Genomic DNA, 22654 nt, shown 5'->3' on the forward strand with positions numbered 1-22654 from the left:
AGATGTCGACCGTGCTCGACCGCAATTCCGAATCACCGCTGTGGGCTCAGTTCCGCGACGCCATTCGCCTGCAGATACTGCAGGGCGAGCTGCCCATCGGCGCCAAGCTGCCTTCCGAGGCGGAGCTTGGCGAACAGTTCGGCATTTCGCGCATCGTGGTGCGGGAAGCCCTGGCCGACCTGGTGCGCAACAACCTCATCTACAAGATCAAGGGACGCGGCGCCTTTGTCTCGGCACGCGAACGCGACGAGGATTTCGTCTCCACCGTGCTGGGCTTCTCCGACGAGATGGAACGCAAGGGCCGCTCGGTGCGCACGCAGATCCTCACGCAGGAGCTGCGCTCCCCCACCGAGCACGAGGCGGCATCGCTGGGCCTGGCCGACGACACGCAGCAGGTGGTGGCCCTCAAGCGCCTGCGCAGCGTCGACGGCGAGCTGCGCCTGCTGGTCGAGACCGTGGTGCCGGCCGACCTGGCGCCGGGCCTGCACCGCGCGCGGCTGGAAGACCGCTCGCTCTACGACGTGCTGCGCCGGCAATACGGCCTGCGCCTGGTGCGCGCCGAACGCTGGATCGACGCGGTGCTGCCCGATGCCGAAACCTGCAAGCTGCTCGACCTGCCGCAGCCCGAGCCGCTGCTGCGCATCGAGTCGATCGCCTACGGCGCCAACGGCCGGCCGCTAGAGCACTATCGCGCGCTGCACCGCTGCAAGACCAGCCGCCTGCACGTGCAGACGACGACCTGAGCTTTTTTCGTCAGGCCTTGGCGGTGCTGCTACGCGAAGGCCACAGCACCGAGGCGATGGCCACCATCATCAGCGCGACCGCCACCCAGTCCTGCCAGTGCACGACTTCACCCAGCCAGACCGCGCCGCTGAACACGCCGAGCACGGGAATGAACATCACGCTCAGGGTCGAGGCGACTGGCGGCAGCCCGCGCGCCAGGTAGAACCAGGCGGCGTGCGCAAAGCCGAAGATCAGCACCGCGTTGTAGAGGATCGAACCCCAGGTCACCGAACCCGGCCAGCGCCATTGACCACGCTCGAACAGCAGCGAGAGCACCGTCATCACCACGGCTGTCATCGCCGTCATCCAGAACGAGAGCGTGAGCGTCGCGAGGCCGATGCGCGTGTGCCGCAGCAGCTGTGTGCCGAGTGCCCACGTTGCGGCGGCCACCAATGCGAGCGCCACATAGCCGGGCCGGCCCGCGAGGTCGGTGAGTTCGTGCCACAGCAGCAACCCGACGCCGATGGCGCAAGCGCCCACACCGATCCACGAGCGCCGCGTGAGCACAGCCGAAAACAGGACCGCGCCGATGATGGCGGAGAACACCGGCATCGTGTAGCCCAGGATGGCCGTGCGCCCGCCCGACAACGCCTTCACCGCAAGGATGATGCAGGCGTGCCAGATGAACATGTTGGTGGCGCCCAGCCACACCAGCTCGGGCCATGCGCTTCGGGGCACGCGGAAGGGCACCTTCATGACCACCAGCGCGAGGCCCAGCACCGGCACGCCGAGCCAGATCGAGAGTGCACGGAAGGCCAGCGGCGGATAGTCCGCCACGCCGAGCTTCATGACGGGCCAGTTCAGACCCCAAGCAAGGGTCAGGAGAACGAGCAGGACGAACTGGCGCGGCGTGAAGGAAGGCATGGGCCGCGATTGTGGCGCGGCCCGCGCATTCGTGCAGAAAGCGGGCCGGCTACAGCAGCCGCTTCAGGTAGCGCCCGGTGTGGCTCGCCTCGTTGGCCGCGATGTCTTCCGGCGTGCCTTCGCCCACCACCGTGCCGCCGCCGGCGCCGCCTTCGGGGCCCATGTCGATGAGCCAGTCAGCCGTCTTGATGACGTCCAGGTTGTGCTCGATCACGACGATGGTGTTGCCCGCGTCGCGCAGCTGGTGCAGCACCTTCAGCAGCAGCTCGATGTCGGCAAAGTGCAGGCCCGTGGTCGGCTCGTCGAGGATGTAGAGCGTGCGGCCGGTGTCGCGCTTGCTGAGCTCCAGCGCGAGCTTCACGCGCTGAGCCTCGCCGCCCGAGAGCGTGGTGGCCGACTGGCCGAGCTTGATGTAGGAGAGGCCCACGTCGAGCAGCGTGCGCAGCTTGCGCTCGATGGTGGGCACGGCCTTCAGGAACTCGTGCGCGGTCTCGACCGTCATCTCGAGGATCTGCGCGATGTTCCTGCCCTTGTACTGAACCTCGAGCGTCTCGCGGTTGTAGCGCTGGCCGTGGCACACCTCGCAGGGCACGTACACGTCGGGCAAAAAGTGCATCTCGACCTTCACCACGCCGTCGCCCTGGCAGGCTTCGCAGCGCCCGCCGGCCACGTTGAAGCTGAAGCGGCCCGGGCCGTAGCCGCGTTCGCGCGCAGTGTTGGTTTCGGCCATCAGCTCGCGGATCGGCGTGAAGAGGCCCGTGTAGGTGGCCGGGTTGCTGCGCGGCGTGCGGCCGATGGGGCTCTGGTCGACGTTGATGACCTTGTCGAAATACTCGATGCCCTCGACCGATTCATGCGCCGCCGGTTCCTCGTGCGCGCGGTAGAGCGTGCGCGCCACGGCGGTGTAGAGCGTGTCGTTCACCAGCGTCGACTTGCCCGAGCCCGAAACACCCGTGACGCAGGTCAGGAGGCCGACCGGGAAGGCCACGCTCACGTTCTTCAGGTTGTTGCCGGTGGCGCCCACCACGCGGATTTCCTGCAGGTCGGTTTGCGAGGCCAGGTGGGCCGCTTCCCGCGCGGCGCGCCGTTCCGCCGCGGGGCTCTGCGGAAAGCGTGAGGCCTTCTTGCCTTCGTTGAAGGCGGGCTTCTTCACGACCGGCAGCCAGGCGGTGCGGTGCTTGGGCACTTCGATCTTCTTGGCGCCCGAGAGGTACTGGCCGGTCAGCGAATCGGGATTGGCCGCCACCTGGGCATAGCTGCCTTGCGCCATCACACGGCCGCCGTGGATGCCTGCGCCGGGGCCCATGTCGATCACGTGGTCGGCGGCGTGGATCATGTCCTCGTCGTGCTCGACCACGATCACGCTGTTGCCGATGTCGCGCAAGTGCTTCAGCGTGCCGATGAGACGGTCGTTGTCGCGCTGGTGCAGGCCGATGCTGGGCTCGTCGAGCACATACATCACGCCCGTGAGGCCCGAGCCGATCTGCGACGCCAGCCGGATGCGCTGCGCCTCGCCGCCAGAAAGAGTTTCGGCGCTGCGGTCCAGGCTCAGGTAGTTCAGGCCCACGTCGTTCAGGAACTTCAGGCGCAGGCCGATTTCGCGCACCACCTTGTCGGCGATGTCGGCCTTGGCGCCGCGCAGCTTCAATGTCTGGAACCAGGCGAGCGAATCGCGCAGCGTGAGGTGGCTCAGTTCGAAGATCGCCATGCGGGGTGGTTCTCCACCATCAGCCGGGCGGGCCGACTCGTCCACCAGGAACACGTTGCGCGCCTCGGGCCGGAGGCGCGATCCGCCGCAGTCGGGGCACGGCTGCAGGTTGCGAAAGCGCGCGAGGTCTTCGCGCACCATCACCGAATCGGTCTCGCGGTAGCGCCGCGCCATGTTCGGAATGATCCCTTCGAAAGGATGCTTCTTCGTGAGCTTCTTGCCTGCGAAGTTGCCCGACTCCATGGTGTAGTTGAACTTGATCTCTTCGGCCGCCGAGCCTTGCAGCAGCACCTGCTGCACCGAGGCGGGCAATGATTCGAAGGGCGCGTCGACGTCGAACTTGTAGTGCTTCGCGACGCTCTCGATCATGCTGAAGTAGTAGCTGTTGCGGCGGTCCCATCCCTTGATGGCGCCGCTCGCGAGGGAGAGCGTGGGAAAGGCCACCACGCGCGCCGGGTCGAACACCTCGCGATGGCCGAGGCCGTCGCAGCTCGGGCAGGCGCCCACGGGAGAGTTGAACGAGAACAGGCGCGGCTCCAGCTCCGACAGCGAGTAATGGCAGATCGGGCAGGCGAACTTGGCGTTGAACAGGTGTTCTTTGTCGGCCGCACCTTCGGCGCCCAGCTCGAGCGCAATGGCCCGGCCTTCGGCCAGGCGCAACGCTGCTTCGAAGCTCTCAGCCAGTCGCTGCTGCATGTCGGGCCGCGCGCGCAGCCGATCGATCACCACGTCGATGTCGTGCTTCTCGGTTTTCTTGAGCTTGGGCAGGTCGTTGTATTCGTAGGTTTGCCCGTCGACGCGAAAGCGCACGTAGCCGGCCGCCTGCATCTCGGCGAACAGCTCGAGGAACTCGCCTTTCTTCTCGCGCGCCACCGGCGCCAGGATCATCAACCGCGGCTCATTGGGAATGGCGAGCGTCGCATCGACCATCTGCGACACCGTCTGCGCCTGCAGCGGCAGATGATGATCGGGGCAGTAGGGCGTGCCTGCGCGCGCATACAGCAGGCGCAGGTAGTCGTGGATCTCGGTCACCGTGCCCACGGTGGAGCGCGGGTTGTGGCTGGTGGCCTTCTGCTCGATGCTGATGGCGGGCGACAGGCCCTCGATCACGTCCACGTCGGGCTTGTCCATGAGCTGCAAAAACTGCCGCGCATAGGCCGAGAGGCTTTCCACGTAGCGCCGCTGCCCTTCGGCATACAGCGTGTCGAAGGCCAGGCTCGACTTGCCCGAGCCCGACAGGCCGGTGATCACCACCAGCTTGTTGCGCGGGATGTCGAGGTCGACGTTCTTCAGGTTGTGCGTGCGCGCACCGCGGATGCTGATGCGCTGCTGCGCGAGTACGGCGCCAAGATAGGCGTCGCGTTCCGGGTCTTCAGTGGCGGGGGATTTCAAGGGGTCGATCGTCCGAGGGCAACCGAGCATGATAGTGCGCCTGCCTTTTCATGGCGAGGGGGCGGGTTGTGGCGGCTTCGACGGGCGGCGCCTCGCGGGTGCCTGCCGGCTCCGCTCGCCGGGTCGGCATCGGGCACAATCTAGGGTTCTCTTCCTCCTCCTCCATCTACTTATCAGGGGCAGTGCATATGGCATCGGTCAATAAAGTCATCGTCGTGGGCAACTTGGGTCGCGATCCCGAAATGCGTACCTTCCCAAGCGGCGACCAGGTCGCAAACGTCACCGTGGCCACCACCGATCGCTGGAAGGACAAGCAAAGCGGCGAAATGCGCGAAGCCACCGAATGGCACCGCATCGTTTTCAACGGCCGCCTTGCCGAAATCGCCGGCCAGTACCTGCGCAAGGGCTCGCAGGTGTATGTCGAAGGCAGCCTGCGCACGCGCAAGTGGACCGACAAGGACGGCATCGAAAAGTACACCACCGAGATCCGCGCCGACCAGATGCAGATGCTGGGCAGCCGCCAGGGCCAGGGCGGCCCCTCGGGCGATCCCGAGGACGATGGCGGCTACTCGCAAGGCGGTGGTGGTGGCGGCGGTGGCTACTCGCAAGGTGCGGGCGGCGGCGGTGGGGGTGGCGGCTACGCTCCTCGTGCACCGGCTGCGGCACCCCGTGCTCCTGCAGCCGCGCCGCGCCAGGCACCGGCCAAGTCGTCGTCGGGCTTCGACGACATGGACGACGACATTCCGTTCTGAAATCAAGTCGTCCGGTATTTGTCGATCAAGGGCCTGCAGCCCATTCGCTGCAGGCCTTTTTTGTTTGTTCGACGCGACCTCGCCTGCTCTAGCAAGTCATCGTCACCCTGATCGGGGCTGCTGACGTCGCCAGCCCCTCAGCCGGCCAGGCCCACGAACACGTTCTGCACGTCGTCATTGGCGTCGATGGCGGCCAGGAAGACTTCGACTTCTTCCAGGTGCTCAGCGCTCAGGCTGGCCGGATCGACCGGGTTCTTTGGCTTGTAGCCCAACTTGGCCGACAAGACCGTGAAGCCCTGGGCCGGCAGTGCGCGGCTCACGAGGTCCAGGTCGGTGGGGTCGGTCAGGAATACGGTGGCGCCACCTTCGGCGGCCGGCTCGAAGTCCTGCGCGCCCGCCTCGATGGCGGCCACTTCGGCGTCGGCATCCGGGCGCGAGGGCTCGGCCTCGATCATGCCAACGTGGTCGAAATCCCATGACACCGAGCCCGAGGTGCCCAACTGGCCTTTGCGAAACAGCACGCGCATTTCAGGCGCCGTGCGGTTCACGTTGTCCGTCAGGCATTCGACCATCACGGGCACCTGGTGCGGCGCGAAACCTTCGTAGATCACATGCTCGAAGTGCACCGCCTCACCAGTGAGGCCGGCGCCTTTCTTGATGGCGCGGTCGAGCGTGTCCTTGGGCATCGAGACCTTGCGGGCCTGCTCCACCACCAGCCGGAGGCGCGCATTCGAGCCCGGATCGGCACCGCTGCGCGCGGCAACCATGATTTCCTTGGCCAGTTTTCCGAACAGGCGGCCCTTGGCATTGGCGGCCAGGTCCTTGTGTTTTGCTTTCCACTGTGCGCCCATGGCGGATGTTCCTTGTGTTGGTGTGCCGTGTCTTGCCTCGATGGGCGCCGGGCCGAAGGGCTGGATGAACGGTTTGGGGCAGCTACTGTAGCCCAGCGCCTGCGGACAGCGGCTTTTTCCAGGTGGTGCGGTCCGGTTGCCCCTGTTTTCGGCATCTGCTCGCGGCCTGTGTGGTTTGCGCCATGTGAAACGGAGCGATTGTTTCCATTCCGTGAACGCCGCGGTTCTGTTTGATGAGGGTTTTTACTTAGATGGCGGCGCACAATTCATCTCACAGACCGGCCCCCAAGCCGATCTGGGTGAACAGGGCCCCGAGCGAGGTGGCCGCCCCCCAGAAGAGGGACGGTGACCCACCCAAGACCGGTTCGAAATCATCCAAGTCAAAACTGAACTGAATTGAAGGAAATCCAAATGACCGCCTCGAAGATCCTCTCCGCCGTTGCTGTTGCCCTGATGGCTGTCGCCGGCGCCGCCCACGCTGAAACCTATGAAGGCGTGCACCAACTGACTTCGGCCGCCAGCCGCGCCGACGTCGCCGGCCAAGCCGTGGTTGCCGCGCACAGCGCGAACCCCTACGCCACCGGCGCCAATGCAGGCCCGGCCCAAGTGTTCGTCTCGTCGACCAGCCGTGATGCGGTCCGTGCCGACGCCGTGGCCGCTGCCCGCAGCGCAGACCCCTACGCCGAAGGCGCTTCAGCTGGCGTCGCACCCATCGTCGCCAGCACGGTGGACCGCTCCACGGTGCGTGCCGCAGCCCGCGCCGCTGCTCGCGGCGACGCACTGCCGCTGTAAGCGTTGATCGGCCTCGGCGCTCTGCGAGCGCCGGTCCCGCAAAGCCGGCCCTGCGAATGCAGGGGCCGGCTTTTTCATGCGTCTATTGCCGCGCAGGCAACCAGTGCAGGCGCGTGATGAAGAACGGCGCGCCGCTGCCCTCGGTCGGGTCGTGCAGTTCGACCCACCACTGGGTCGATGCGTCAGGGTTGGCGCCGCTCTGGGTCGCGTGTGCGCAAAGCTTGCCGGCATAGCGCACCCGGCCCGCCCGTGCGGTGTCGCCGCACGTCATCACGGTCTCGTCGCAGCATTCGTCGAGCCATGTCCAGCCCCCATCGGCTTCGCTTCGGATCGATTGCCGCATCAGGCGCGCGCCAATGCGTTGCGGCGCCGCCGTGCGCTCGCCAGTCTGCGGTGCTGGCACGGTGCCCAGCAACTGCACTTCGAGTGGTTCGCCGACCCGAAAGCCTTCGCCGCGCTCCAGCGACAGGTCTTGCAGCGCGATGCGCACCGGACGGCGCTCGCGCAACGTCGTCACGACGAAGACCACCGTCAATACCGAGAAGGTGCCAAACACCGGCAGGCCGACCGCCAGCCAGAGCCACTGCCATCCACCGGCCAGCGCCCAGGTGATGGCGTTGAACCCGAAGAGCGCGAAGAAAACCAGCACGGCCAGCGCGACCAGCCAGGCGATCCAGTCGCCGGCCGACCGGCGTACGCGTTCCGTGACGGGCGGCGCGCCCGAGGTCCATTCGGCTGGCTGCACCTCGGCCAGCGGAGCCGTGCCGGCCACGCGCGGATCCGGCCATGGCGACCAGAAATTCGCAGGCGTGTCGTCCAGGGAAATTCGCTGGAGATCGGTCCAGGCCGGCAGGTAGGCCGTTGCGGTTTCCTCGCCTTCCACCTCCAGGGTGGCGTCGTCTTCGAAACCGCGCGGGTACACGCCGGGTGCCTGGTGGTGCCGCGCTTCCTGCAGGTCGACGATCAAGGTGCCGCCGCCCACTTCCGCGGCCTGGTAGCGGCCGTCGGAAGAGACGAATCCGTATCCGGGCGAGTGTCCGGACAGATGGGCGATCAATGCGACGGACGGATGAAGCCGGGCCATGGAGGAATGGGGAGAGCCGCCGAGCATACATAGCGACCGCGGAGTCCCTAACAGAGCACGCATTGGCCTGCACGAGCAGGGACCACCGGATCGCGCGATCATCCGGCCCATGATTCCGTTCTCGATCCTCGACCTCTCCCCGATCACCGAAGGCAGCGATGCCGCGCAGTCGTTCCGCAACTCGCTCTCGCTCGCGCAGCACGGCGAAAAGCTGGGCTACACGCGATACTGGCTCGCGGAGCATCACGGCATGCCGGGCATCGCGAGCGCCGCCACGGCGGTGCTGCTGGCCTATATAGGCGCCGGCACCTCGACGATCCGCATCGGCGCCGGCGGCGTAATGCTGCCCAACCATTCGCCGCTGGTGATTGCCGAGCAGTTCGGCACGCTGGAGTCGCTGTACCCGGGGCGCATCGATCTTGGCCTGGGCCGTGCGCCCGGCTCCGACCAGCGCACCGCGCGCGCCTTGCGCCGCAATCTCGAATCCGATGCCGACCAGTTTCCGCAGGACGTGGTCGAGCTGATGGACTTCATGTCGAAGGCGCCGCAGCAGCCCGTGCGGGCGGTGCCCGGCGCGGGGCTCGAAGTGCCGGTGTGGATCCTCGGCTCGAGCACCTTCGGCGCCCAGCTGGCGGCGCACCTTGGCCTCCCCTACGCCTTTGCCTCGCACTTTGCGCCGCAGCAGCTGATGCAGGCGATCCAGATCTACCGCGAGACCTTCAAGCCATCGGCGCAGCTGCAGAAGCCGTACGTGATGCTGGGCTTCAACGTGTTCGTGGCCGACACCGACGAGGAGGCTGAATTTCGCGCCACGTCATGGCAGCAGGCCTTTGTCAATCTTCGCAGTGGCCGGCCCGGGCGCCTGCCGCCGCCGGTCGAAAACTATCGGCAGAAGGTGGGGCCGGCGGAGAACGCACTGCTCGATTCGGTGCTCTCCTGTTCGGCCGTGGGTTCTCCCGCCAAGGTGCGCGAAGGCGTGCAGGCCTTCATTGAAAGGACGGGCGCCGACGAACTGATGATTACGTCGCAGGTGTTCGACCACGTGGCGCGGCTGCGCTCTTACGAACTGTTGGCCGGGCTGCGCGGCCGAGGCTGATTCCCCCACGCGGCCGGGCCTGGCGCGGGGCTGGGACAATGGCGGGCTTATGGCAGCAGCAAAGCAACGGATCGTGGTGGGACTGAGCGGCGGGGTCGATTCCGCCGTGACGGCGCATCTGCTCAAGCAGCAGGGGCACGAGGTGGTCGGCATCTTCATGAAGAACTGGGAAGATGACGACGACAGCGAATACTGCTCGTCGAACATCGACTTCGTGGACGCGGCCGCCGTGGCCGACGTGCTGGGCATCGAGATCGAGCACGTCAACTTCGCGTCCGACTACAAGGACCGCGTGTTCGCCGAGTTCCTGCGCGAGTACAAGGCCGGCCGCACGCCCAACCCGGACGTGCTGTGCAATGCCGAGATCAAGTTCAAGGCCTTTCTTGACCATGCGATGCGCCTGGGTGCCGAGAAGATCGCGACCGGCCACTACGCCCGCGTGCGGCTGAACGAAGCCACGGGCAAGCACGAACTGCTCAAGGGGCTCGACCCGTCCAAGGACCAGAGCTACTTCCTGCACCGGCTGAATCAGGCGCAGCTTTCGAAGACGCTGTTCCCCGTGGGCGAACTGCACAAGACCGAGGTGCGCCGCATCGCGGAAGAAATTGGCCTGCCCAACGCCAAGAAGAAGGACTCGACCGGCATCTGCTTCATCGGCGAGCGGCCGTTCCGCGAGTTCCTCAACCGCTACATCTCGAAGGAACCGGGGCCGATCAGGGACGACCGCGGCCGCAAGCTTGGCGAGCACCAGGGCCTGAGCTTCTACACGCTGGGCCAGCGGCAGGGGCTGGGCATTGGCGGCGTCAAGGAGAAGGGCGCGCAGCGCGGCTCGGGCGACCACTCGCCGTGGTTCGTGGCGCGCAAGGACGTCGAGAAGAACACACTGTGGGTGGTGCAAGGGCACGACCACCCCTGGCTGCTGTCGTCTGCGCTGACCGCAGGGGACGCGAGCTGGGTCTCGGGCGAGGCGCCCGCGCCGGGCGGCTACGGGTCCAAGGCGCGCTACCGGCAGGCCGATGCGGCTTGCCGAATGGACGAAAGGGATGGGGCGGATGGCGAGGCGGGCTTCAGCCTGCGTTTCGACGAGCCGCAATGGGCGGTCACGCCCGGGCAATCGGCCGTGCTCTACGACGGCGAGCGCTGCCTCGGCGGCGGGGTCATCGTCTGATCGCCTGAAGCGGGGGCGCGGCCGCAGTCAGCGCACCGAGTCGTGGACGCGGATCAGTTCGAGCGGGTAGCGCCGGCCGGCCAGATGGTCTTCGACGGACTGCAGCAGCAGCGGACTGCGATGCCGCGGCACGCTGGCGCGGATTTCGTCGGCGCTCATCCAGACTGTTCGCACGATGCCTTCGTCGAGGGCCCGCCCCGCTTCCTTCGGGCCCAGGATGCCGGCAAACGCAAAGCGCATGTAGATCACGTCGTCTTCGTTCTTGCCGGTCCGATGGCTCGATCGTGCCATGTAGATGCCGATCAGCGCGGTGGGCGTGAAGGCGTGGGCGGTCTCCTCGAGCGTTTCGCGGGCGCAGCCTTCGATGGGCGATTCGCCGGGGTCGAGGTGCCCCGCCGGCGTGTTGAGCCTGAGGCCCTGGGCCGTGTGCTCCTCCACCAGCAGGAACTTGCCGTCCTGCTCGATCACCGCGGCCACGGTGACGTTGGGTTTCCAGCGGGATATCGTCATTTGTCGCGCGGGCAGTGGGAAGAGCGATTGGAGACAGTATCGCTCCATAGATTCCCCACCCTGCCAAGTCGGCGTTGCCGCTGACGCGGACGGCCGCGCCCACACCTTTGTTTTTTCGTCTAGCGCGAAAGGCTATTCGCCTCGACTGCCTCCAGCCGATACCCCAGGCCATAGATGGCAAGCAGCAGGAAACCGCTTTCGGCGCGCAGGGCCAGCTTGGATCGAAGGCGCGAGACGTGCGTGTCCAGCGAGCGCGAAAGGGCTTCCACGCCGACCCCCCACACGGCTTCGTGCAGGTGCTCGCGCGAGAGCATGCGGCCCAGGTTCTGGAACAGGAACAGGGCCAGCTCGTACTCGCGGTTCTTCAAGTCGACCTTCACGCCCCTGACTTTGAGAATGCGCGCCGGAGGGTAGAAGTGGTAGTCGCCGAACACCAGTTCCGCTTCGTGCTGGGATGGATAGGACCGGCGCAGCAGCGCATTGACGCGCGCCTCGAGCTCATTGGCCCGAAAGGGATTGGTCATGAAATCGTCGGCCCCGGCATTGAGCCCGTCGATCACGTCGGCATCTTCGCGCTGGTCGGTGACGAAAAGGATCGGCAGGCGGCTCTTGAGTTCGCTGCGGACCGTCTTCACCACGTCGATGCCAAGCATATCCGGCGGGCACCAGTTCAGGATCAGGAGATCGAAAGTTTGCCGTCGGAGGTCCTGCAGCAGGATCCGTCCTTCGGCATAGGGGTGGCATTCGTGGCCGAACCCCGCCATCGCGTGGCTGAGAGTTTGCTCGGCCTCGTCTTCAAGTACCGCGATACGCATTCCATCCCCTTCGTCGTTATCAGCCTCTGGTGGGCCGTAATAGAAGGAAGTGTATCGATGCGACTCTTTGGGTTAATGGAATTGCGTGCAATAAATGCACGTTATCGAGTACTTTCTACGAGCTAGCGTCAGTTAGCGACAATTGCAAAATAATGTCATTTGGGCTGAGCCGCCTCCGAGCGTCCGTGGCGAGCGCGAGGTTGGGCGCAATCGTTGCCGTCGCTAGCATTTATATAGCTGCAGGTGCAATGACGGCGGTCATCTAACGGCGAAACCGGGGCGCGGATCAAGGCGACAGTGGCGCTTGTAATCTTGCTGTAAGCTCTGCCCGCGTTCCGTATTGCCCTTGCCCTGAGGAGATCTCTATGCTGATAGGCGTGCCTGCCGAGACGACGGCCGGCGAAACCCGTGTGGCCGTTACGCCCGAGACGGTGAAGAAACTGGTCGCCTCCGGGCACGCGGTTCGCGTGCAGTCGGGGGCCGGCGTTGCAGCCAGCGTCACCGATGCCGCCTATCAGGCGACCGGCGCCGAAATCACCGACGTGGCGGCCGCCTTCGGGTCCGACATGGTGCTCAAGGTGCGCACGCCCAGCGAATCGGAAACCGCGCTCATGAAGTCGGGCACCGTCGTCATCGGCATGCTCAACCCCTTCGATGCGGCCGGGCTGCAGCGTCTGGCCACGGCCGGGCTCACCGCTTTCGCGCTCGAAGCCGCGCCGCGCACCACCCGCGCCCAGAGCATGGACGTGCTCTCGTCGCAGGCCAACATCGCCGGCTACAAGGCCGTGATGATCGCGGCCGACAAGTACCAGCGCTTCTTCCCGATGCTGATGACCGCCGCCGGCACTGTGAAGGCGGCGCGCGTGGTGATCCTGGGCGTGGGCGTGGCGGGCCTGCAGGCCATTGCCACCGCCAAGCGCCTGGGCGCCGTGATCGAGGCCTCCGACGTGCGCCCGAGCGTCAAGGAACAGATCGAGTCGCTCGGCGGCAAGTTCATCGAAGTGTCCTATGACACCGACGAGGAGAAGGAAGCCGCGGTCGGCGTGGGCGGCTACGCCAAGCCCATGCCTCCCAGCTGGCTGGCGCGCCAGCAGGTCGAGGTGGCCAAGCGCGTGGCACTGGCCGACATCGTCATCAGCACCGCGCTCATCCCCGGCCGTGCCGCACCCACGCTCATCACCGAGGACATGGTCAAGGCCATGAAACCTGGCTCGGTGATCGTCGACATCGCGGCCGGCAAGGGGCCCGATGGCGTGGGCGGCAACTGCCCGCTCTCGGAAGCCGACCGCACGGTGATCAAGCACGGCGTGACCATCGTCGGCGAGACCAACCTGCCGGCGCTGGTGGCGGCCGACGCGTCGGCGCTGTATGCGCGCAACGTGCTCGACTTCCTCAAGCTCATCGTCACCAAGGAGGGCGGCCTGAAGATCGACCTCGAAGACGACATCGTCGCCGCCTGCCGCGTCGCGCACGACGGCCAGGTCACGAAGAAATAAGCCACCCCGGCACCCCCGCGAGGAGAAGAATCCATGGATCCCGTTTCCCACACCGTCATCAATCTCATCATCTTCGTGCTGGCCATCTACGTGGGCTACCACGTGGTGTGGACCGTCACGCCGGCGCTGCACACGCCGCTCATGGCCGTGACCAACGCCATCTCGGCCATCGTGGTCGTGGGCGCCATGCTGGCGGCCGCGCTCACCGAAACCACCCTGGGCAAGACCATGGGCGTGCTCGCGGTCGCGCTGGCGGCGGTGAACATCTTCGGCGGCTTCCTCGTCACGCGGCGCATGCTCGAAATGTTCAAGAAGAAGGACAAGAAAGCCGCGGCGCCCAAGGCCGAGTCGGGAGCCGCCCAATGAGCATGAACGTCGTCACGCTGCTGTACCTGGTTGCCAGCGTCTGCTTCATCCAGGCCTTGAAGGGCCTGTCCCATCCGACCACCTCCATCCGCGGCAACCTGTTCGGCATGGCCGGCATGGCCATCGCGGTGGTGACCACCGGCGCGCTGATCTACAACCTGGCTGGCGGCCACCTCATGGGCCTGGCCTGGGTGCTGCTGGGGCTGGTGGTGGGCGGCGGCTACGGCGCCTACCGCGCCAAAACGGTCGAGATGACCAAGATGCCCGAGCTGGTGGCTTTCTTCCACAGCATGATCGGCCTGGCGGCGGTGTTCATCGCGGTGGCGGCCGTGGTCGAACCCGCGGCCATGCTCGAAGGCATCGCCAAGGGCGCGCCCATTCCCGCCGGCAACCGGCTGGAGCTGTTCCTGGGTGCGGCCATCGGCGCCATCACCTTCAGCGGCTCCGTCATCGCCTTCGGCAAGCTCTCGGGCACCTACAAGTTCCGGCTGTTCCAGGGCGCGCCGGTGCAGTTCGCGGGCCAGCACATGCTGAACCTGGTGCTCGGCCTGGCCATGATCGGCCTCGGGCTGGTGTTCATGTTTACCGAAAGCTGGCCGGCGTTCTTCGCGATGCTGGCGCTGGCCTTCGTGATGGGCGTGCTCATCATCATCCCGATCGGCGGCGCCGACATGCCGGTGGTGGTGTCGATGCTCAACAGCTACTCGGGCTGGGCGGCCGCGGGCATCGGCTTCAGCCTGAACAACGCGATGCTGATCGTGGCCGGTTCGCTGGTGGGCTCGTCGGGTGCGATCCTGAGCTACATCATGTGCAAGGCCATGAACCGCTCGTTCTTCAACGTGATCCTGGGCGGCTTCGGCGGCGAGGCGGTCACGGCCGCCGGCGGCGCCAAGGAGCAGCGGCCCGTCAAGAGCGGCAGCGCCGACGACGCCGCCTTCGTGCTGGGCAATGCCGAGACGGTGGTCATCGTGCCGGGCTACGGCCTGGCGGTGGCGCGCGCGCAGCATGCGGTGAAGGAACTCGCCGAGAAGCTCACGCACAAGGGCATCACCGTGAAGTACGCGATCCACCCGGTGGCCGGGCGCATGCCGGGCCACATGAACGTGCTCTTGGCCGAGGCCGAGGTGCCCTACGACCAGGTGTTCGAGATGGAAGACATCAACGGCGAATTCGGCCAGGCCGACGTGGCGATCATCCTGGGCGCCAACGACGTGGTGAACCCCGCCGCGCTCACCAAGGGCAGCCCGATCTACGGCATGCCGATCCTGGAGGCCTATAAGGCCAAGACGGTGATCGTGAACAAGCGCTCCATGGCAGCGGGCTATGCCGGCCTGGACAACGAGCTGTTCTACATGGACAAGACGATGATGGTCTTTGGCGATGCGAAAAAAGTAGTGGAAGATATGGGCAAGGCCATCGAATAGGCAGAAGGTCCGTGCCCGCGCAGTGCGGGCCAGATCATCGCGGCGCCATCACGTGCGCCGTTTTCGTTTTCAGATAACTCGATTTGGAGGAGACACATCCATGACCGATCGTCCCTGGCTCGGCAGCTACCCGCAAGGCGTGCCTGCCGATATCGATCCTTCCCAATACCCGTCGCTGGTGGCGCTCATGGAAGAGAGCTTCACCAAGTACGCTGACCGCACGGCCTACAGCTTCATGGGCAAGGACGTGAGCTACAAGGAAACCGACAAGCTCAGCAAGGCGTTTGCGACCTATCTGCAAGGGCTGGGCCTGGCCAAGGGCGACCGTGTGGCGGTGATGATGCCCAACTGCCCGCAGTACCCGATCGCGGTCGCGGCCATCCTGCGCGCCGGCCTGATCCTGGTGAACGTGAATCCGCTGTACACGCCGCGCGAGCTGGAGCACCAGCTCAAGGACTCGGGCGCCAAGGCCATCGTCATCATGGAAAACTTCGGCACCACGCTGCAGCAGTGCATAGCGGCCACGCCAATCAGGCACATCGTGCTCGCCGCAATGGGCGACCGGCTCGGCTTGCTGAAAGGCGCGCTCGTCAACTATGTGGTGCGCAACGTCAAGAAGCTGGTGCCCCAGTACAGCCTCCCGGGCGCGGTGCGCTTCAACGATGCGCTCGACCAAGGCAAGGGCCGCACCCTGCAAGTGCCCGTCATCGGCCCGGACGACGTGGCCGTGCTGCAGTACACCGGAGGCACCACCGGCGTTTCGAAGGGTGCGGTGCTGCTGCATCGCAACGTGATCGCGAACGTGCTGCAATCCGAAGCCTGGAACGAACCCGTCATGGCGCAGGTGCCAGCTGGCGAGCAGCCGACGAGCGTCTGCGCGCTGCCGCTGTATCACATCTTCGCCTTCACGGTCGGCATGATGCTGAACATGCGCACGGGCGGCAAGCTGATCCTGATCCCGAATCCGCGCGACCTGGCGGGGGTGCTCAAGGAGCTCTCCAAGCACACGATCCACAGCTTTCCCGCGGTCAACACGCTGTTCAACGGGCTGGCGAACCATCCCGATTTCAACACGGTCAACTGGAAGAACCTCAAGGTGTCGGTCGGCGGCGGAATGGCGGTTCAGGCGGCGGTCGCCAAGCTCTGGCTCGAGAAAACCGGCTGCCCGATCTGCGAAGGCTATGGCCTTTCCGAAACCTCACCCTCGGCCACTTGCAATCCGACCAACAGCAGGGCCTACACCGGCACCATCGGCGTGCCGCTGCCGAGCACCTGGCTCAAGCTGCTCGATGACGAGGGCCGCGAAGTGCCGCCGGGACAGGCCGGCGAAATCGCGATCAAGGGCCCGCAGGTGATGGCCGGCTACTGGCAGCGCCCCGACGAAACCGCCAAGGTCATGACGCCCGACGGCTACTTCAAGAGCGGCGACATCGGCATGGTCGACGAACGCGGCTACTTCAAGGTGGTCGACCGCAAGAAGGACATGATCCTGGTCTCGGGCTTCAACGTGTACCCGAACGAGGTCGAAGACGTGGTGGCGCAGGTTCCGGGCGTGCTCGAATGCGCGGCCGTGGGCGTAAGCGACGAGAAGACGGGCGAGGCTGTCAAGCTCGTGATCGTCAAGAAGGACCCGTCGCTGACCGAGGCTCAGGTGCGCGAATACTGCAGAGCAAACCTTACGGGTTACAAGCAGCCGCGAACCATCGAGTTCCGTACCGATCTGCCGAAGACCCCGGTGGGCAAGATCCTCCGTCGCGAACTGCGGGACGCCAAGAAGTAAGGGTTCGGCCCGGGTAGGGCCGCGGCACCGATCTTGCATATTGCGGATCGATGCTTCGCTTCCTACTCACCCGGGTGAGCTTGCTGGTGCCGACCTTCATCGGCATGACGCTGCTTGCCTTCTTTCTCATCCGGCTGGTGCCGGGTGACCCGATCGAGACCATGGCCGGCGAGCGCGGCATCGACCCCGCGCGCCATGCGCAGTTGCGCGCGGCCTATGGCTTCGACAAGCCGGTGATCGTGCAGTACGGCATCTACATCGGCCGCGTGCTGCATGGCGACCTGGGCAAGTCGATCATCACGCAGGAGTCGGTGGCCAACGAATTCCTCGCGCTGTTTCCCGCCACGGTCGAGCTTGGCGTGTGCGCAATTCTCTTTGCACTGCTGCTGGGCCTCCCGGCCGGCATTCTGGCGGCGGTGCGGCGCAATTCCATCTTCGATCATGGCGTGATGGCCACCTCGCTCACCGGCTATTCGATGCCGATCTTCTGGTGGGGGCTGCTGCTGATCCTGTTCTTCTCGGTGCAGTTGGGCTGGACGCCCGTGTCGGGGCGCATCGCGGTGCAGTATTTCGTCGAGCCCGAGACCGGCTTTCTGCTGATCGATGCATTGCGCGCCGGCGATGTCGATGCATTCTGGTCGGCACTGCACCATCTGATTCTTCCAGCCATTGTGCTCGGCACCGTGCCTCTCGCGGTCATCGCGCGCATGACCCGCTCGGCCATGCTCGAAGTGCTGGGCGAAGACTACATTCGCACCGCGCGCGCCAAGGGCCTCTCGCGCTTTCGCGTGGTGGGGCTGCATGCGCTGCGCAATGCGCTGATCCCCGTGGTCACGGTCATCGGGCTGCAGGTGGGCGTGCTTTTCACCGGCGCGATCCTCACTGAAACCATCTTCTCGTGGCCCGGCGTCGGCAAGTGGCTCATCGAAGCCATCGGCCGGCGCGACTACCCGGTGCTGCAGGGCGGCATGCTGCTGCTGGGTGGCATCGTGATGCTGGTGAACCTGTTGGTCGATGTGACCTACGGCGTCATCAATCCGCGAATCAGGCGCTGAACATGGGCTCGTCCGACATCATTGCCCCGACCGTCGCTACCAAGGCGCCGCCCGGCCCGTGGCGCGAGTTCTGGACCGCGTTCTCCGCCAACCGCGGAGCGGTCATCGGACTCGCCACGATCGCGGCGCTGCTGCTCGTGGCGCTGTTCGCGCCCTGGATCGCGCCGCATGCGCCAAACGAAACCAACAGCGCCGCCTTTCTGCGGCCGCCCGCCTGGCAGGAGGGCGGATCGGCCAGCTACCTGTTGGGCACCGACGCCATCGGGCGCGACATTCTTTCGCGCCTCATGTTCGGCGCGCGGCTCTCGCTCTCGATCGGCGTGGCCGTGGTGGCGCTGTCGGTGGTGACGGGCATCGTGCTCGGCCTGATTGCGGGGTTCTTCCGCGGCGTGCTCGAGATCGCGATCATGCGGCTGATGGACATCGTGCTCACGCTGCCGAGCCTGCTGCTGGCCATCGTGATCGTGGCCATCCTCGGGCCGGGGCTGGTCAACGCCATGCTCGCGGTGGCGATCGTGGTGCTGCCGCACTATGTGCGCATCACCCGAGCGGCAGTCATCGCCGAAGTGTCGCGCGACTACGTCACGGCGGCACGTGTGAGTGGCGCCGGCACGCTGCGCCTGATGTTCAGCGAGGTGCTGCCCAACTGCGCGGCGCCGCTCATCGTGCAGGCCTCGCTCGGCATCTCCACGGCCATTCTCGACGCGGCCGCGCTCGGCTTCCTGGGGCTCGGCGCGCAACCGCCGTCGCCGGAATGGGGAACGATGCTGGCCGATGCGCGCGAGTTCGTGCTGCGCGCGTGGTGGGTCGTCACCTTCCCGGGCCTCGCCATCCTCGCTGCCGTGCTGGCCTTCAACCTTCTCGGCGACGGCCTGCGCGACGCGCTCGACCCGAAGCTCAAGAGATGAGCATGCTGCTGGACATCAAGGACCTGCATGTGGAGTTCCCCACGCAAGGCGGCGTGCTGCATGCCGTGGACGGCGTGAGCCTCACGCTCGAGGAAGGCGAGGTGCTTGGCATCGTCGGCGAATCGGGTTCGGGCAAGAGCGTGACGATGATGGCGCTGATGGGGCTCATCGGCTTTCCGGGCCGGGTGCGCGCGGACCACATGCGCTTTGCGGGCAAGGAGCTGCTCGGCATTTCCGACAAGGCCCGCCGTACGCTGGTCGGCAAGGAGGTCGCAATGATCTTCCAGGAGCCGACCACCAGCCTCAACCCCTGCTTCACCATCGGCTTTCAGCTGATGGAAACGCTGCGGCTGCATCTGCACCTGGACCGGCGCACGGCAAAGAAGCGCGCGACCGAGCTGCTCGAACAGGTCGGCATACCCGCCGCGTCGTCGCGCCTGGGCAGCTATCCGCACCAGCTTTCGGGCGGCATGAACCAGCGCGTGATGATCGCGATGGCCATTGCCTGCAATCCGCGCCTCTTGATCGCTGACGAGCCGACCACCGCGCTCGACGTGACGATCCAGGCGCAGATCCTCGACCTGCTGCGCGAACTGCAGAAAGAGCGCGGCATGGCGCTGGTGCTCATCACGCACAACATGGGTGTGGTGAGCGAAATGGCGCAGCGCATCGCCGTCATGTATGCGGGCCAGGTGATGGAGCAGCAGCGCGTCGACCGGCTCTTCGCGAATCCGCAGCATCCCTATACCGAGGCCCTGCTGGCCGCGTTGCCCGAGCGCGCGGCGCCCGAGGGGCGGCTTGCCACCATCGCGGGCGTGGTGCCCGGCGTGCACGACCGGCCCACAGGTTGCCTCTTCGCGCCGCGCTGCACCTACGTGACAACGAAGGCCTGCAACGTGCGGCCGGCGCTGCGCGCAGTCGCGTCGCAACCGGGCGCCGAAGTGCGCTGCCATTTTCCGCTCGGCGAACCCGGGCGGCTGGCCGCCATCGAGGCCGACCGGCCGCGAGTTGCGGAGATGCCCCAATGAGCGCCGCGCCGGGCCGCCCCAAGCAAGCTCGCTCCCGCTTGGCGGGAAGGCGCGCAGCGCCAAGGGTGCACCAATGAGCGCATTGCCCGGCGATGTCGTGGTCGATGCGCGCAACCTGCAGCGCACCTACGCCGTGCGGCGCGGCATGTTCCGCGCGCCGGCGCAGTTGCGCGCGGTGGGCGACATTTCGTTTCGCATCGAACGCGGCCGCACGCTGGCGGTGGTCGGCGAATCGGGTTGCGGCAAGTCCACGCTTGCGCGAATGGTCGCGCTGATCGAGAAGCCGACGGCCGGGCAGCTCATGCTGGTCGGCCACGACGCGGTCGACCCGCCTTCGGAGCACCGGCGAGAGCTGCGCCAGGCGGTGCAGCTGGTGTTCCAGAACCCCTATGGTTCGCTCAATCCGCGCAAGAAGATCTCCACCGTGCTCGAAGATCCGCTGGCCATCAACACCACGCTCGGCAAGACCGAGCGGGCTGCCAAGGCACGCGAGATGCTCGCGCGCGTGGGTTTGCGGCCGGAGTACGCGAACCGCTATCCGCACATGTTCTCCGGCGGCCAGCGCCAGCGCATCGCCATTGCGCGCGCGCTCATGCTGGAGCCGCGCCTCCTGGTGGCCGACGAGCCGGTGTCCGCGCTCGACGTCTCGATCCAGGCGCAGGTGCTGAACCTGCTGGCCGATCTGCAGGCCGAACTGGGCCTTGCCTATCTCTTCATCTCGCACGACCTGGGCGTGGTGCGGCACATTGCGCACGACGTGCTGGTGATGTACCTCGGCCATGCGGTGGAGCAGGGCCCCAAGGCGCGCATCTTCGCGCGGCCGCTGCATCCGTACACGCAGGCGCTGCTGGCGTCCACACCCGGACTCAGCAGCCAGCGCATCGTGCTCAAGGGCGAGCTGCCATCGCCGCTGAATCCGCCGACCGGCTGCGTGTTCAGCACGCGCTGCCCGCATGTGACAGAGCGCTGCCGCGAAGAGCGGCCCTTGCTTCGCGCGCTCGACGAGCGGCTGGTGGCCTGCCACTACGCCGAGAAGTTTCTCGAAGGCGCCGCGCCGGTGAGCGCCGATATGCCGTTGTCTCCGCCGTTCGTCGCGCCCCTGGCGATGAACCCCTAGTTCACTTCAACCGTGTCCCAAGGAGTTGCCATGAAGACCCAGCCATCCGTTTCGCACCCCGCGCGAAAGCTCATTGCATTGCTCGCGCCGACGGCACTTGCCGTGCTCACATTGGCCTCTGGCGCCGTGTCCGCCAAGACGCTGGTTTATTGTTCAGAGGGCAGCCCCGAGAACTTCTATCCCGGCGTGAACACCACTGGCACCTCCTTCGACGTGACCACGCAGGTCTACAACACGATCGTCGAGTTCGAGCGCGGCGGCACCAAGGTCGTGCCCGGCCTGGCGGAAAAGTGGGACATCTCTGCCGACGGCACGCAGTACACCTTTCACCTGCGCAAGGGTGTGAAGTGGCACAGCACCAGCAAGACCTTCAAGCCCACGCGCGACTTCAACGCCGACGACTTCATCTTCATGCTCGAGCGGCAGTGGAAGGAAAGCGATCCCTTCTTCAAGGTCACGAGCCAGAACCACTCCTACTTCAATGACATGGGAATGCCCAAGCTCTTGAAGTCGGTGGACCGCGTTGACGAGTTCACGGTGAAGATCGTGCTCAACCAGGCCGAGGCGCCGTTCCTCGCCAACCTTGCGATGCAGTACGCCGGCATCCAGTCGAAGGAGTACGCCATCGCCATGCTCAAGGCCGGCACGCCGGAGAAGGTCGACCAGGACCCGATCGGCACCGGCCCGTTCTACCTCGTGCAGTACCAGAAGGACGCGGTCATCCGCTTCAAGGCCTTTCCGCAGTACTGGGGCGGCAAGGCGAAGATCGACGACCTCGTGTTCGCGATCACGCCCGACGCCTCGGTGCGCTGGGCCAAGCTGCAGAAGGGCGAATGCCACGTCATGCCCTACCCGAATCCGGCCGACCTCGACGCGATCCGCAAGGACCCGAACGTGCAAGTGCTCGAGCAGCCCGGCCTCAACGTGGGCTACCTCTCGTACAACACCACGAAGAAGCCCTTCGACGACGTGCGCGTGCGCAAGGCCATCAACATGGCGATCAACAAGAAGGCGATCATCGACGGCGTGTACCTCTCGACGGGCGTGGCCGCGAAGAACCCGATCCCGCCGACCATGTGGTCCTACAACGACGCCGTGAAGGACGATCCCTACGACCCCGAAGCCGCCAAGAAGCTGCTGGCGCAGGCTGGTTTTCCCGATGGTTTCTCGACCGACCTGTGGGCCATGCCGGTGCAACGGCCCTACAACCCGAACGCCAAGCGCATCGCCGAGCTGATGCAGGCCGACCTTGCCAAGATCAACGTCAAGGCCGAGATCAAGAGCTTCGAGTGGGGCGAATACCGCAAGCGCTTGCAGGCCGGCGAGCACCAGATGGGCATGCTGGGATGGACCGGCGACAACGGCGACCCCGACAACTTTCTCTACACGCTGCTGGGCTGCGCCTCGGCCAAGTCGGCGAGCGGCAGCAACATCTCCAAGTTCTGCTATCAACCTTATGAAGATCTCGTACTGAAGGCCAAGAGCACCACCAAGCAGGCCGACCGCGATGCGCTCTACAAGAAGGCGCAAGTAATCTTCAAGGAACAGGCGCCGTGGTTCACCATTGCGCACGCGGTGCAGCTGAAGCCGGTGCGCAAGGAAGTCGTCGACTTCAAGCTCAGTCCCTTCGGCCGCCATACCTTCTATGGCGTCGACATCAAGTAG

Annotated in this window: 20 protein-coding genes; 14 read left to right on the forward strand and 6 right to left on the reverse strand. The window is 65.9% G+C overall.

Annotated elements, in window-relative coordinates; genetic code table 11:
• The first annotated feature begins 2 nt into the window (after positions 1–2).
• Entirely contained in the window at positions 3–743 is a 741-nt protein-coding gene (locus ASC78_RS11075) for a GntR family transcriptional regulator (RefSeq protein WP_443082719.1), read from the forward strand.
• A gap of 10 nt (positions 744–753) precedes the next feature.
• On the opposite strand, the gene ASC78_RS11080 is transcribed toward ASC78_RS11075, so the two are convergent.
• Both ASC78_RS11080 and uvrA read right to left on the reverse strand, forming a co-directional pair.
• Positions 754–1647, reverse strand: a complete 894-nt coding sequence (locus tag ASC78_RS11080; RefSeq protein ID WP_055800714.1) for a DMT family transporter — start codon at positions 1645–1647, stop codon at positions 754–756.
• A gap of 49 nt (positions 1648–1696) precedes the next feature.
• The gene (gene uvrA / locus ASC78_RS11085) at positions 1697–4777 is read right to left on the reverse strand and encodes an excinuclease ABC subunit UvrA (RefSeq protein ID WP_055800715.1); all 3081 of its coding nucleotides are present in this window, start codon (positions 4775–4777) and stop codon (positions 1697–1699) included.
• A gap of 158 nt (positions 4778–4935) precedes the next feature.
• Between uvrA and ssb the strand changes: the two genes are divergently transcribed.
• Positions 4936–5499, forward strand: coding sequence for a single-stranded DNA-binding protein (gene ssb / locus ASC78_RS11090; protein WP_055800718.1), 564 nt, complete (start codon positions 4936–4938; stop codon positions 5497–5499).
• Between the two features lie 137 nt (positions 5500–5636).
• Here ssb and ASC78_RS11095 read toward each other — a convergent pair whose 3' ends face one another.
• Positions 5637–6350 (reverse strand): YebC/PmpR family DNA-binding transcriptional regulator, encoded by a 714-nt coding sequence (locus tag ASC78_RS11095; protein ID WP_055800720.1) that lies wholly within the window; start codon positions 6348–6350, stop codon positions 5637–5639.
• Positions 6351–6761: 411 nt separating this feature from the next.
• Between ASC78_RS11095 and ASC78_RS11100 the strand changes: the two genes are divergently transcribed.
• Positions 6762–7142 (forward strand): hypothetical protein, encoded by a 381-nt coding sequence (locus ASC78_RS11100; protein ID WP_055800722.1) that lies wholly within the window; start codon positions 6762–6764, stop codon positions 7140–7142.
• An 82-nt stretch (positions 7143–7224) separates the two neighbouring features.
• Here ASC78_RS11100 and ASC78_RS11105 read toward each other — a convergent pair whose 3' ends face one another.
• Complete coding sequence (locus ASC78_RS11105; RefSeq protein WP_235505054.1) at positions 7225–8226, reverse strand: hypothetical protein; 1002 nt, start codon at positions 8224–8226, stop codon at positions 7225–7227.
• A 109-nt stretch (positions 8227–8335) separates the two neighbouring features.
• Between ASC78_RS11105 and ASC78_RS11110 the strand changes: the two genes are divergently transcribed.
• Together ASC78_RS11110 and mnmA are read left to right on the forward strand one after the other, a co-directional pair.
• A complete protein-coding gene (locus ASC78_RS11110; protein ID WP_055800724.1) occupies positions 8336–9322 on the forward strand; it encodes an LLM class flavin-dependent oxidoreductase in 987 nt (328 codons plus the stop codon).
• 49 nt (positions 9323–9371) lie between these two features.
• Complete coding sequence (gene mnmA, locus ASC78_RS11115) at positions 9372–10490, forward strand: tRNA 2-thiouridine(34) synthase MnmA (RefSeq protein WP_055800727.1); 1119 nt, start codon at positions 9372–9374, stop codon at positions 10488–10490.
• 27 nt (positions 10491–10517) lie between these two features.
• On the opposite strand, the gene ASC78_RS11120 is transcribed toward mnmA, so the two are convergent.
• Positions 10518–11000, reverse strand: coding sequence for an NUDIX hydrolase (locus ASC78_RS11120; RefSeq protein WP_055800730.1), 483 nt, complete (start codon positions 10998–11000; stop codon positions 10518–10520).
• 119 nt (positions 11001–11119) lie between these two features.
• Positions 11120–11815 carry a response regulator transcription factor gene (locus ASC78_RS11125; RefSeq protein WP_055800733.1) on the reverse strand — a complete coding sequence of 232 codons (696 nt, stop codon included), beginning with the start codon at positions 11813–11815 and terminating at the stop codon, positions 11120–11122.
• 365 nt (positions 11816–12180) lie between these two features.
• Here ASC78_RS11125 and ASC78_RS11130 point away from each other — a divergent pair, with 365 nt between their 5' ends.
• The 9 genes from ASC78_RS11130 to ASC78_RS11170 all read left to right on the forward strand — a co-directional run bounded on the left by ASC78_RS11130 (position 12181) and on the right by ASC78_RS11170 (position 22654).
• Complete coding sequence (locus ASC78_RS11130) at positions 12181–13311, forward strand: Re/Si-specific NAD(P)(+) transhydrogenase subunit alpha (RefSeq protein ID WP_055800735.1); 1131 nt, start codon at positions 12181–12183, stop codon at positions 13309–13311.
• A gap of 33 nt (positions 13312–13344) precedes the next feature.
• A complete protein-coding gene (locus ASC78_RS11135) occupies positions 13345–13677 on the forward strand; it encodes an NAD(P) transhydrogenase subunit alpha (protein ID WP_028259109.1) in 333 nt (110 codons plus the stop codon).
• The gene (locus tag ASC78_RS11140; protein ID WP_055800738.1) at positions 13674–15101 is read left to right on the forward strand and encodes an NAD(P)(+) transhydrogenase (Re/Si-specific) subunit beta; all 1428 of its coding nucleotides are present in this window, start codon (positions 13674–13676) and stop codon (positions 15099–15101) included. Before ASC78_RS11135 ends, ASC78_RS11140 begins: the two co-directional genes overlap by 4 nt.
• Before the next feature lie 100 nt (positions 15102–15201).
• Complete coding sequence (locus ASC78_RS11145; RefSeq protein WP_055800741.1) at positions 15202–16881, forward strand: long-chain-fatty-acid--CoA ligase; 1680 nt, start codon at positions 15202–15204, stop codon at positions 16879–16881.
• 50 nt (positions 16882–16931) lie between these two features.
• Entirely contained in the window at positions 16932–17936 is a 1005-nt protein-coding gene (locus ASC78_RS11150; RefSeq protein WP_055800743.1) for an ABC transporter permease subunit, read from the forward strand.
• Positions 17937–17938: 2 nt separating this feature from the next.
• Positions 17939–18844 carry an ABC transporter permease subunit gene (locus tag ASC78_RS11155; protein ID WP_055800746.1) on the forward strand — a complete coding sequence of 302 codons (906 nt, stop codon included), beginning with the start codon at positions 17939–17941 and terminating at the stop codon, positions 18842–18844.
• The gene (locus tag ASC78_RS11160) at positions 18841–19872 is read left to right on the forward strand and encodes an ABC transporter ATP-binding protein (protein ID WP_055800749.1); all 1032 of its coding nucleotides are present in this window, start codon (positions 18841–18843) and stop codon (positions 19870–19872) included. The genes ASC78_RS11155 and ASC78_RS11160 overlap by 4 nt, the downstream gene beginning before the upstream one ends.
• Before the next feature lie 73 nt (positions 19873–19945).
• Positions 19946–20989: a peptide ABC transporter ATP-binding protein gene (locus ASC78_RS11165; RefSeq protein ID WP_055800752.1), complete on the forward strand. Its 1044-nt coding sequence runs from the start codon at positions 19946–19948 to the stop codon at positions 20987–20989.
• Positions 20990–21019: 30 nt separating this feature from the next.
• Positions 21020–22654, forward strand: coding sequence for an ABC transporter substrate-binding protein (locus ASC78_RS11170; protein WP_055800755.1), 1635 nt, complete (start codon positions 21020–21022; stop codon positions 22652–22654).

This window comes from Variovorax sp. Root318D1 (genome assembly GCF_001424835.1).
Taxonomy (GTDB): Bacteria; Pseudomonadota; Gammaproteobacteria; order Burkholderiales; family Burkholderiaceae_C; genus Variovorax.

Coding starts and splice junctions, on each gene's coding strand:
- ASC78_RS11165 (WP_055800752.1), top strand. CDS start 19,946: ATGAGCGCATTGCCCGGCGATGTCGTGGTCGATGCGCGCAACCTGCAG.
- ASC78_RS11155 (WP_055800746.1), top strand. CDS start 17,939: ATGGGCTCGTCCGACATCATTGCCCCGACCGTCGCTACCAAGGCGCCG.
- ASC78_RS11170 (WP_055800755.1), top strand. CDS start 21,020: ATGAAGACCCAGCCATCCGTTTCGCACCCCGCGCGAAAGCTCATTGCA.
- ASC78_RS11110 (WP_055800724.1), top strand. CDS start 8,336: ATGATTCCGTTCTCGATCCTCGACCTCTCCCCGATCACCGAAGGCAGC.
- ASC78_RS11140 (WP_055800738.1), top strand. CDS start 13,674: ATGAGCATGAACGTCGTCACGCTGCTGTACCTGGTTGCCAGCGTCTGC.
- ASC78_RS11095 (WP_055800720.1), bottom strand. CDS start 6,350: ATGGGCGCACAGTGGAAAGCAAAACACAAGGACCTGGCCGCCAATGCC.
- ASC78_RS11075 (WP_443082719.1), top strand. CDS start 3: ATGTCGACCGTGCTCGACCGCAATTCCGAATCACCGCTGTGGGCTCAG.
- ASC78_RS11105 (WP_235505054.1), bottom strand. CDS start 8,226: ATGGCCCGGCTTCATCCGTCCGTCGCATTGATCGCCCATCTGTCCGGA.
- ASC78_RS11160 (WP_055800749.1), top strand. CDS start 18,841: ATGAGCATGCTGCTGGACATCAAGGACCTGCATGTGGAGTTCCCCACG.
- ASC78_RS11150 (WP_055800743.1), top strand. CDS start 16,932: ATGCTTCGCTTCCTACTCACCCGGGTGAGCTTGCTGGTGCCGACCTTC.
- ASC78_RS11080 (WP_055800714.1), bottom strand. CDS start 1,647: ATGCCTTCCTTCACGCCGCGCCAGTTCGTCCTGCTCGTTCTCCTGACC.
- ASC78_RS11100 (WP_055800722.1), top strand. CDS start 6,762: ATGACCGCCTCGAAGATCCTCTCCGCCGTTGCTGTTGCCCTGATGGCT.
- ASC78_RS11130 (WP_055800735.1), top strand. CDS start 12,181: ATGCTGATAGGCGTGCCTGCCGAGACGACGGCCGGCGAAACCCGTGTG.
- ASC78_RS11125 (WP_055800733.1), bottom strand. CDS start 11,815: ATGCGTATCGCGGTACTTGAAGACGAGGCCGAGCAAACTCTCAGCCAC.
- ASC78_RS11145 (WP_055800741.1), top strand. CDS start 15,202: ATGACCGATCGTCCCTGGCTCGGCAGCTACCCGCAAGGCGTGCCTGCC.
- uvrA (WP_055800715.1), bottom strand. CDS start 4,777: ATGCTCGGTTGCCCTCGGACGATCGACCCCTTGAAATCCCCCGCCACT.
- ASC78_RS11135 (WP_028259109.1), top strand. CDS start 13,345: ATGGATCCCGTTTCCCACACCGTCATCAATCTCATCATCTTCGTGCTG.
- ASC78_RS11120 (WP_055800730.1), bottom strand. CDS start 11,000: ATGACGATATCCCGCTGGAAACCCAACGTCACCGTGGCCGCGGTGATC.
- mnmA (WP_055800727.1), top strand. CDS start 9,372: ATGGCAGCAGCAAAGCAACGGATCGTGGTGGGACTGAGCGGCGGGGTC.
- ssb (WP_055800718.1), top strand. CDS start 4,936: ATGGCATCGGTCAATAAAGTCATCGTCGTGGGCAACTTGGGTCGCGAT.